The 9,521-nt window shown below is 73.2% G+C and carries 8 protein-coding genes and 1 pseudogene; 3 read left to right on the forward strand and 6 right to left on the reverse strand.

From position 1 onward, the window contains the following. Window positions 1–91, forward strand: a pseudogene (locus ABZ721_RS40525) (peptidoglycan-binding protein); the annotation flags it as partial. A gap of 224 nt (window positions 92–315) precedes the next feature. Here the strand turns inward: ABZ721_RS40525 and ABZ721_RS40530 are convergent. From ABZ721_RS40530 to ABZ721_RS40540, 3 genes are all read right to left on the reverse strand, one after another. Further along, on the reverse strand, window positions 316–738 hold the full coding sequence (locus tag ABZ721_RS40530; RefSeq protein ID WP_358793857.1) for a hypothetical protein: 423 nt from the start codon (window positions 736–738) through the stop codon (window positions 316–318). Between the two features lie 327 nt (window positions 739–1,065). Then, the gene (locus tag ABZ721_RS40535) at window positions 1,066–1,455 is read right to left on the reverse strand and encodes an ATP-binding protein (RefSeq protein ID WP_358793858.1); all 390 of its coding nucleotides are present in this window, start codon (window positions 1,453–1,455) and stop codon (window positions 1,066–1,068) included. A gap of 859 nt (window positions 1,456–2,314) precedes the next feature. Further along, window positions 2,315–3,664 (reverse strand): protein kinase, encoded by a 1,350-nt coding sequence (locus ABZ721_RS40540; RefSeq protein WP_358793859.1) that lies wholly within the window; start codon window positions 3,662–3,664, stop codon window positions 2,315–2,317. 433 nt (window positions 3,665–4,097) lie between these two features. Here ABZ721_RS40540 and ABZ721_RS40545 point away from each other — a divergent pair, with 433 nt between their 5' ends. After that, window positions 4,098–4,958, forward strand: coding sequence for a hypothetical protein (locus ABZ721_RS40545; protein WP_358793860.1), 861 nt, complete (start codon window positions 4,098–4,100; stop codon window positions 4,956–4,958). 25 nt (window positions 4,959–4,983) lie between these two features. Here ABZ721_RS40545 and ABZ721_RS40550 read toward each other — a convergent pair whose 3' ends face one another. The 3 genes from ABZ721_RS40550 to ABZ721_RS40560 form a co-directional block, all read right to left on the reverse strand. After that, window positions 4,984–5,628 carry a response regulator transcription factor gene (locus ABZ721_RS40550; RefSeq protein WP_358793863.1) on the reverse strand — a complete coding sequence of 215 codons (645 nt, stop codon included), beginning with the start codon at window positions 5,626–5,628 and terminating at the stop codon, window positions 4,984–4,986. A 62-nt stretch (window positions 5,629–5,690) separates the two neighbouring features. After that, window positions 5,691–7,025 carry a histidine kinase gene (locus ABZ721_RS40555; RefSeq protein ID WP_358793861.1) on the reverse strand — a complete coding sequence of 445 codons (1,335 nt, stop codon included), beginning with the start codon at window positions 7,023–7,025 and terminating at the stop codon, window positions 5,691–5,693. A 343-nt stretch (window positions 7,026–7,368) separates the two neighbouring features. Next, on the reverse strand, window positions 7,369–7,749 hold the full coding sequence (locus ABZ721_RS40560) for a MerR family transcriptional regulator (RefSeq protein WP_358793864.1): 381 nt from the start codon (window positions 7,747–7,749) through the stop codon (window positions 7,369–7,371). Window positions 7,750–8,231: 482 nt separating this feature from the next. On the opposite strand from ABZ721_RS40560, the gene ABZ721_RS40565 reads away from it, so the two are divergent. Next, window positions 8,232–9,170, forward strand: coding sequence for a chlorophyllase (locus tag ABZ721_RS40565; protein ID WP_358793862.1), 939 nt, complete (start codon window positions 8,232–8,234; stop codon window positions 9,168–9,170). The last annotated feature ends 351 nt before the right edge of the window (window positions 9,171–9,521 follow it).

Raw genomic sequence — 9,521 nt, forward strand, 5'->3', positions numbered from 1 at the left:
GTACCAGGCCAACAGCAAGGAGACCCGCGGCGGCTACACCCTCACCGTCGACCGCAACGCCTGGGACGCCCCGGTCGCCATCATCGGCTGACCGGCGGCCCACGGGTGCTCACCGCGCGGTGAGCGCCCGCTGCGCTCGGGCGCCAGCGGGCGTGGGGGGCGCGCCCCCGAGGCCGGGCGGCCTCATTCCAGCAGGCGGTTTTCGCGCCATCCATCGCGGACTCGGCGGATATCTTGTACCCGGTTCTCGTCCCGAAGTCGACGGGGGTGGGCCAGAGGGCGTCGGTGCGGAAGTCGACCGTCAGCAGAACCACGTCACCGTCGCCGCCTCGGGTGAAGCAGATGCCTTCCACCTCGGGGGGGCGCAGCCAGGGGCGACGTGTCCTGCTGCTCGGTCCAGTGGTCGGCTGCCGCGACCTGACGGTAGTCGGCGAACAGGTCCGTTGGGGGTCCGGGGAAGGAATACAGCCGGTAGGCGCTGAGCCAGGCGTCACCGCCGCTGCCGTCATTGCAATCGGTGGTGACGCTGGCGTACTCCGTGAACGGCGTGGTGTGGGGTGGGCGGCTGTTGAGGATCGTGAGGGCGGCCAATTCCGTCAGCCGCGGCTCGGCTCCGTCGCAGTTCTTGCCTGACGAACGGATCAGGGAGCAGCCGGCGAGTCCGGTGGCGGGCAGGATGAGCAGAGTGGTCGCCCAGGCATGGGTGATCGTGCGGCGGGGCGGAAGACCAAAGAGCATGAGGGCTCCGGTGGGTGTCGCGCGGGGGGAGCGAGCTCCGCTCCCCGCCGGCTGAACAGCGTGCACGGGGGCTCGGATGATGCGGTGTCAGGTCAGGCGGCGGTATCGGGGAGCACCACCACAAGCAGCGGTGGGTGACCACGGAGCGGCCGACGGCGTCGCGGCATGGGCTGGCCAGTGGTCCGTCGAAAAGTCGGGAGCGACGGCCCTGCCGGGATCCTCAGCCGACGGGCGTCCTTCCCTGCCCGCTCACCCCAGGGCCCCGCCGACCGGCCGCAGCACAGGCCCTGCCCTGCACATCCGGTGCCCCGGACAGACCCGCGAAGGTCACGACAGGCGCAGAACCGCCTGCACGCGCTTGCCGGCCGCGACCCGCTCCGCGGTCACCTGCGCGCACAGCCGGTGCACGATCTCCAGGCCGTGACCGCCGATCCGCGCCGGATCCGGAGGGAACATGATCGGCAGGGCGTCGCTGGAGTCCCATACCGTCACCACCACGCTCTGCGCGCTTCCCCGCAGCTCCACCCGGGGCGGCCCGTGGGCGTAGCGGACGGCGTTGGTGAGCAGCTCGGAGACCACGAGCAGGACGTCGCCGTGGAACCGCTCGGTGACGATGACGAACAGCTCCTTGGCCAACCGGGCCAGAAACTCAGCCGTCAGCTGGCGGGCGGCTCCCAGGTCGCCGGAATTGCCGTCGTACTGGGCCGTCTGGTGCACCGACGGCGCGCTTCGGGGCGGCGCATCCGCGGAGGGATCGCCTGCATCTCGACGATCCGTCATTGTTTCCACCCTCAATTGGTATGTGTCCCACTCCCCGACTGCCCCGGGGGAGCTGCACGCACGCCCGTCCTCACCCGCGGATCCCACCGCAGGCAGCATTTCCGCTACCGGTGGCGGCGCACCGTCCATGTTGTTCGCCGGCCTGGTGTCATGCGCCGGACGTCGGGGCAGCGCGGGGGATCTGGGTGGTGTCGAAGGTGCCGACGGCGATCTCGCGGGCGAGGGTGGTGAGGCCGGCCGAGGCCGCTGGTATCGCTGGTAGCCGCCAGCACCCCGCTCACCGCACCCCGGAAGGACCCGATGAACACCCGTTGGGTCCTTTCGCATGACCGGTCTACGGCGCTGACCAGGACTGTCTCCCCCAAAACGGGGTCACCAGGCCGCGCACGGGGTAGGCACAGCATGTGGGGGCGGGGCGGGGAGCGTCACCCATGGACGCACACCTCCAGTGAACCCGCCCCGCCCCCGCGTCACGCCACTTGATGCAGCGCCTTCGGGTCCGCCCCTGGGGAGCACGTCGTGAGGGAGCCGGTCACTCACGCCCACCGGGATGCTCCGGGGCCGTTGCTGCGTAGACCTTCGTGTGCCGGCGTCGTCGGGTCGCCCGATCCCGCGACGCCCTTGCCGTCCCCGCCGCCGTGATCGCTCCGCATCCTCCCGGCCCGCCTCGGCGGCGCAACCTGAGGCGACGGCGCCTGCGGCTGCCCCGCTCAGCTCCGACACACCGGTCAAGAGAGCGACTACGAGGGACCGGGCGGCATCGATACGGCACGCTCCCGGCCTCCGGCCGCAGTCCTTATGCCTTGGGCTTCTTGGGCTTCTTGGGTTCCTTCGGCTTCTTGGATTCCTTGGACTTCTTGTTGTGATCAGGCACGGTTGCGGGTGGATCGACGGCAGGGGCCGTGATGGTGACCGGCGGCGTTGCTGCGGAGGCGGAGGGCAGCAAGGACGGACGGCTGGAAGCAACCGGTGACGATCGGGGCGCACCGGACGCAGGATGTGCAGGTGTAGCGGTCGGGTGGGACGCAGCCGCGACCGGGCGCGGGGAGGCGGGAAGAGGATCAGGAGCGTCGGCTCCTGCCGACGCGGCAAGAATCCCGCCGGCGGCCGCGCCGCCCAGCACCACCAAGGCTGCGCCGGCCACCAGGACGCGTCGCGTCCTGGCCCGGGGGCGGACTGCCACCGGTGCACTCCTGGTCGCCGCCGCCGTGACCGGCGCGCGCCGTGGCGCGGCGGTGGCACCGGGCCCAGCAGTGCGAGGACCGTCGGCATCGGGGGTCCATTGGCGCAACCAAACCATGGCCTGGGCCGCGGTGGGGCGTTCTGCGGGGTCCTTGGCCAGCAGCCGCAGGACGTACTGGGACAGGGATGCCGGTATCTCCGGGCGCCGTTCCTGCGGGGGCACGGGGTCGGCGTGCACGTGCTGGTACAAGATCGCGGGCGCCAGATCGGCGGCGAAGGGCACAGTGCCGGTCAGGAGCTGATAAAGGGCGCACCCCAGGGCGTAGAGGTCCGCGGCGGGGGTGGCCGGGCGGCCCAGGGCACGTTCGGGGGCGAGGTAGGCCACCGTACCCATGACGTGTCCGTCCGCGGTCAGCGCGCCGGCGGTGGTGGTGTCCTGGGTGAAGCGGGCGATACCGAAGTCGGCGATGGCGACCCGCCCGCCCTGCTCGAGCAGCAGGTTGCCGGGCTTGATGTCACGGTGCACCACGCCGTGCTGGTGCGCCACGGCCAGCCCCGCGGCGACCTGGGCGCACAGCGCCACCGCCCGGGCCGGCTCCAGCATCGTGGTGCGCTGCAGTTCCTGGGCCAGCGAACAGCCCTCGATCAGCTCCATCACCAGGAAGAAGCGGTCCCGGTCGGTACCGAAGTCGTACACCCCCACCACATGCGGATCATTCAGCTGCGCTGCGGTGCGGGCCTCCAACGCAAACCGCTCGGCGGCCTCCGCCTCCCGCCCCAGGTCGTGCACGACCTTGACGGCGACCGCACGCTCCAGCAGCTCGTCCCAGCCCCGCCACACCTGCCCCATCCCGCCAAGGCCGATCACCGCATCCAGCCGGTAGCGATCCGCGAGCAGCGACCGCGCAGGGCCCTGCCCCTCACTGGTCGTCTCACCCTCGACGAGGATCTGCTCTGCCCACATGGCCAGCACCTACCCCGCATCTCCCGGTATGCGCCACCCAATGCGCGAAAGCCCCACCGCGGGCGACTCGGCTGCTCCGGACATTCCCTGGGCAGGCCTGCCCCCCGCGCCCGGGGTCCTCGCCCTCGACGCCGTCAGACCGGTCGAAAGCCGTCCGGCGCCGATCACCGCACCGGCCGGCGATCACCGGCAGCGCGTACTCGTGACGGTCCTGATCGCAGGTGAGCGGCACGCGCGGCATGCCGCTCGGGCAGGCAGAAAGCAAGGGGACCCTCCTGCTGATCGCCGGTCCCGGAAGGTAGGGCCTGCCACACCCCAGCCGGATGGCACGCCGCAGTGACCGGATGACCGAGGGAGCGGCATCGTGCTCGGTGGGGCCGCCCCCACGCACGGCGGGCGCGCCCGCCCACTCCATCGAGTCGAAGGATCCTCCATGCACACCCATCACCCCCCGCCGCCCTCTGCCGGGATACCCGGCCGGACGCTGGCAGTGCTCGCCGCCGCCGCCGGGACGCTCGGCGCCGCCTTCGTCCTGGCCCCGAGCAGACTGGCGGCGATCGGATCGGGCGGCGGCCTGGCGGAACGGCACCAGCTCGTCCACGCGCTGGAGCCGGCGTTCGTCGCGTACTGGCGGTCCGGAGCGCGGGGATTCCCCCCGGATCTGCAGCGGGTGGTCGACTACTGGTGCCGCTTCCACGTCATCAAGGGGTTCCTGGCCGCGGCACTGCTGGGCGTGCTCATCGCTCTCGCCGTCCGACTCTGGAAGGCGTTCTTGCAACCGCGCGGTCCCGGAGCCGCGGGCACGGGCCGGGCCTGGGCCGCCGGCCTCGTCAGCGGGCTGGCCCTGCTGGCGCTGGCGGCGTTGCTGGCGAACATCCAGGGGGCGATCGCCCCCTTCTCCTCGACGGCCTCGCTGCTCCCGCTGGGTGCGCCCCGTGGCCCCCTCGCCGGGGCGGTCGGGCAGATCCAGCAGGGGCTGGCCCACTACCCGAACACCAACGGCCAGAACGCGGTCGCCCTCCAGGTGATGGTTGACGATTTCGGCCGGTACCACGCGGTGCTGGCCGTGCTGGCCTCCCTCGTGGCCGTCGCCCTGGTCGGCCTGAGCGTGCTGTCGTGGCGGAAGTTCGCCGCGGCGGGCCGATCGGCGCGGCGAACACGGCGCACGATGCGGTCGTTCGGGGTCCTCGCGGCCCTGGGAGCACTGACCATGATCGTCATCGCGGTGGCCAATCTGGGCACCGCCGCCGACCCGGCGCCGGCGCTCCTGGGCTTCTACCAGGGCGGCTTGTGACGGGTCCGGCAGCCGATCGGCCGGGTCACAAGCCCAGGTAGGCGAGGACGGCGAGGACCCGGCGGTGCTGGGTGTCGTCCGGCGGCAGGCCGAGCTTGGCGAAGACGTTGCCGATGTGCTTCTCCACGCCGCTGCCGGACAGTGCCAGGTGCCGGGCGAGGGCCGTATTGGAATGGCCCTCGGCCATGAGGGCCAAGAGCTGCCGCTCACGGGGGGTCAAGGCCTCCAGGGGCGTACGGCGGCGCTGCCCGGCCACGAGCTCGGCGACGACCTGGGGGTCGAGGACCGTCGCCCCCCGTGCGACCCGGTCCAGCGCGTCGAGGAATTCCTCGACCCGGGCGACGCGATCCTTCAGCAGGTAGCCGACCGCGCCGGACCCGTCCGCGAGCAACTCGGCGGCGTAGGACACCTCCACGTACTGGCTGAGCACCAGGACGGGCGTGCCGGGGAGCTGGGCGCGGACGCCGATCGCCGCGCGCAGGCCCTCGTCGGTGTGGGTCGGCGGCATCCGGACGTCGACGACCGCGATGTCCGGGCGGTGGGTGAGCACCGCCCGGACCAGGCTCGGACCGTCGCCGACGGCGGCCACCACCTGGTGGCCGTCGTCGGTCAGCAGACGGAGCAGGCCTTCGCGCAGCAGCACGGCGTCCTCGGCCACGACGATCCGCAGCGGGCGGCGGGGCGCGGGATCCTGCGGTGCCGCGGCGGTCTCCGGCGCGGTCCGGGCCGGCGTCAGTGCCATGGCAGTTCTCCGGTGATCGTCGTCGGGCCGCCGTCCGGACTGGTGATCCGCAAGTGGCCCCCGGCCGCGTGCAGCCTATCGTCCAGGCCCCGCAGGCCGTGCCCCTTGGCCACCGCCGCACCGCCCACGCCGTCGTCCCGCACCCAGACCCGCAGCGTTCCCGCGCCGCACCGCAGGCCGATGGTGCACCGCTGGGCGCGGCTGTGTTTGGCCACGTTCGTCAGGGCCTCGGCGACCACGAAATACGCGGCCGTCTCCACGGCGGGCTCCAGCCGTCGCTCCAGCGGGCCCAGGTCGAGGTCGGTGGGCACGACACCGCGCGCGGCCAGGGCGGACAGCGCCACGCGCAGGCCGCGGTCCACCAGGATCGGCGGGGCGATGCCGCGCGACAGGGCCCGCAGCTCCTCCAGCGTCTCCTGCGCCTGGACGATCGCGTCGGCCAGCGCCTCCCGGGCGGTGTCCGGCCGGCGGTCGAAGTGGTGCTGTACGCGGCCCAACTCCAGCGCCAGACGGACCAGACGCTGCTGCGGGCCGTCGTGGATGTCGCGTTCCAGGCGCCGCAGGGCCAGCGCCTCGGCCGTCACCGCCGCCAGGGTCTGGGCGCGGGCGGTGTCCCGCTCGTGTTCCAGTCCACCGATCCGGCGGTGCAGGGCCGACCCGTCCGACAGCAGGGCCGTGGCCACCCCGGCCTGCACCGCGACGCACGCGCGCGTCACCAGCGGCACGGTGGCCAGCACCAGCAGGCCGATCACGACCCCGAAGGCGACCCGATCGCCCGGTGACGTCAGCCCCAGCCGCACGGCGATATGGGAGTCGGCACCGCCCACGGACAGGCTCATCGGCCGCAGCGGCCCGGATGGCGGGTACGGCCGGCGCAGCGGGCAGGTGACGGCGGCCAGGCCGACGAACCACCACAGCGCCGTGAGCGCCGCGGTGACCACGACGACGGGCAGGACCAGCACCGTATGGGCCACGTCCAGCCACAACCCCGGGTCCGCCGCGGCGGGCACCGGGCCCGGTCGCCGCCGCGCGCCCGGCACCTTCCCGGCCCCCGCCCGCACCCGGGCGATCCGCCACCGCTCCACGTCGGCGGCCCGGCGCGCCAGTTCCGCCGCGCCGGTCCGGGCCGGGGACGTACTCGAGCCCAGCAGACCCAGCGTGCCCAGGCACAGGGCGCCGGCGGCCAGCAGCAGGCCAAGCACCGCAGTGAGCGGCGCCGTCAGCAAGTACACCGATTCCACGAGCGTGCGCCGACTCGCGCGCACCACGAACCAGCCGCCCGGCGACCACCGGCCTGCGGCGTCGGACGACGACGATGCAGCCATCGGTCCAGCCTAAGCGCGAGCGCCCGGGGCGCGGCCGCCCCCTTCCCTCGGTGTCCGCGTGCGCGGACGGCACCGCGCCTCACGGTGCCGCAGGGGCGGCACGGAGCGCCAGGACACATCCCGTCTCCAGCGCACCTCGCGGCCTGACCTGCCGGGCATCAGCACAGAGCCGCAGGGTGCAGGTCCGATGCCTGCGGCGTGCCGGGATGCGGCATTCCGGCGCTGGGCTGCGTCGCGTTGGTACTCCAGGTCGACGATGCGGCAGGCCGCTTCGATTGGGGCGTGGTCAACGAGTTGCCGGTGCGGGCGGCGATGTGCCGTAGGTAGCGGGGTTGGTGCAGGTCTAGGCGTTCGCAACGCGCGGACACGCGGCACCGGCGTGCAGGTTGGCTGCGGCGCCGTCGACGACGGCGTCGAGCCGGTCCCGGGTGTGGGCGAGATCCGTAATGTGCCGGTCGAGGCGGTCGCGTTCCGCGGCCAGGCGCTCCAGGAGTTCCGGGGTGGCCCGGCCGTCGATGACGCAGGGCGTCAGCTCGGCAATGGCCTTGCTGCTCAGCCCGGCCGCGTACAGCTGGCGGATGAGCAGGATCCGGTCGACGGCGGATTCCGCGTAGTGGCGCTGGCCGCTGCCGCTGCGCTCGGCACTGAGCAGGTTCTGTTCCTCGTAGTACCGCAGCGCCCGGGTCGTGACCCCGGTCCGTCGGGCGAGTTCCCCGATCCGCATGGCCGCCCCTTCGAGCATGTTCTGCCTCACACGCACTTGCCTTTGACGTCAACGTCAACTTTTACGGTAGCTCATGAGCCCACTCGCGGGCGATAGATCCCGCTACATACCTGTTCGGGAGAGGGTGAACGATGAACGGACGGACAACCCATGCGTCAGGACACGGCACCGCCCCGGCGCGTGATCGGCGTCGAAGAGCACGCCCGGACATCGGATCGCCGCCGCGCCCCTCCTGCGGTGGAGCGGCGAGGCGACCGTCACCACGATCAGCAGCCGGGGGCAGGTGAACCGGCACCCGCCCAAAGCCGGCGAGCACTGTGGTCGCGGCGGCGTCGACTTCCGCGGCACGTGCGGCGAGGCCGGGCGTCACCCGCACCTTCACCGGCCACGCCCCACTCAACGAGCGGGGCCAGCACAGGCTCGACCACCGCGACGCCAAACGCACCCTCCGGCCCACAACCACCCGAAAGGCAGACCCCCGCATGAGCACGCACCACACCACCGGCCTCACCGGCCCCGCCCCCACGGCGACGGTTTCCGTCAAACCCCTGGTGCTGAGCGCACCGCAGCGCGGGCAGGACCTGCACCTCCGCGTCACCGCCCCCCTCACCGGCGCCCGCCTGCCGGTGGTGCTCTTCGCCCACGGCTTCGGCTCCCACCTGGACGGCTACGCCCCGCTGGTCGATCACTGGGCCGCGGGCGGCTGTGTCGTCATCCAGGCCACCCATCTGGACTCCCAGCGGCTTGCTCTCGCCGCGGACGACCCTCGCCGGCCCCAGATTTGGCGCCACCGCGTGCAGGACATGTGGCGCATCCTCGACGAGCTCACCACCGTGGAGGCCGGCGTGCCGGGCCTGCGGGGCCGCATGGACCCCCGCCGCGTCGTCGCCGCCGGGCACTCCTTCGGCGGGCAGACCGCCGGCATCCTGGTGGGCCTGCGCGTCACGGACCCGCAGAGCGGCGCAGCCGAGGACCTGTCCGATGACCGGGTCATGGCCAGCCTCCAACTGGCCACCGCCGGCAAGGGCGGCGCCGAACTGACCCCCTTCGCCCACGACCACCTTCCCTGGCTGCGCGAGCAGGGCTTCTCCGACATCACCGCCCCCGGACTCGTCGTCGCCGGAGACAAAGACGACCTCCCGCTGTCCACCCGGGGCCCGGCCTGGACGACCGACCCCTACACCCTCAGCCGCGGCAACAAGAGCCTGCTGACCGTCCGCGGCGGCGAGCACTTCCTCGGCGGCATCTCCGGCTACCAGGCAGCGGAGACCACCGACGAGAACCCCGACCGGGTCGCCCTCGTCCAGCAGGTCACCCTCGCCTACCTCCGCCACATCACCGGCATCGACCACACCGACTGGAACACCGCCCGAGCGACCCTCACCGTCGACCACCCGCTGGGACACCTCGCCTCCAAGTGACCTCGCCACGCGCAGCCACAGATGCTCCCTGCGCCCAACCGATGCCCAGGATCCCTCTGCTCGTCCCTGGCCGCCGTCGTGGTCCGATTCCGCAGCGGCCGGGTCAGGTCCGCAGCGTCCGGGTAGCGCAACGGGCGCACGGCACCGGCCGGTCGGGGTCGAGGTGCTGACGCCACAGCGGCCGAGCGGGACCAGGTCGCGGTGCGGTCCAGCCGGACGAGCCGGGGGTCGGAGCGGGCCGCGCCGTGGGGGGGGGCGGGCCCCCCCCCCGCGCGGCGGGCCCCCCCCCCCCCCCCCCCCCCCCCGCCGCCGCGGCCGGGGCTGTGGGGGGCGGGGCGGCCGGGGCGCCCG

Origin of the sequence: Streptomyces sp. NPDC006733 (assembly GCF_040636125.1) — a bacterium.
GTDB lineage: Bacteria > Actinomycetota > Actinomycetes > Streptomycetales > Streptomycetaceae > Actinacidiphila.

What these genes read in the sequence shown, in the direction of transcription:
- ABZ721_RS40530 (WP_358793857.1), bottom strand. Translation starts at nt 738, where the DNA reads ATGCTCTTTGGTCTTCCGCCCCGCCGCACGATCACCCATGCCTGGGCG.
- ABZ721_RS40540 (WP_358793859.1), bottom strand. Translation starts at nt 3,664, where the DNA reads ATGTGGGCAGAGCAGATCCTCGTCGAGGGTGAGACGACCAGTGAGGGG.
- ABZ721_RS40545 (WP_358793860.1), top strand. Translation starts at nt 4,098, where the DNA reads ATGCACACCCATCACCCCCCGCCGCCCTCTGCCGGGATACCCGGCCGG.
- ABZ721_RS40555 (WP_358793861.1), bottom strand. Translation starts at nt 7,025, where the DNA reads ATGGCTGCATCGTCGTCGTCCGACGCCGCAGGCCGGTGGTCGCCGGGC.
- ABZ721_RS40560 (WP_358793864.1), bottom strand. Translation starts at nt 7,749, where the DNA reads ATGCGGATCGGGGAACTCGCCCGACGGACCGGGGTCACGACCCGGGCG.
- ABZ721_RS40565 (WP_358793862.1), top strand. Translation starts at nt 8,232, where the DNA reads ATGAGCACGCACCACACCACCGGCCTCACCGGCCCCGCCCCCACGGCG.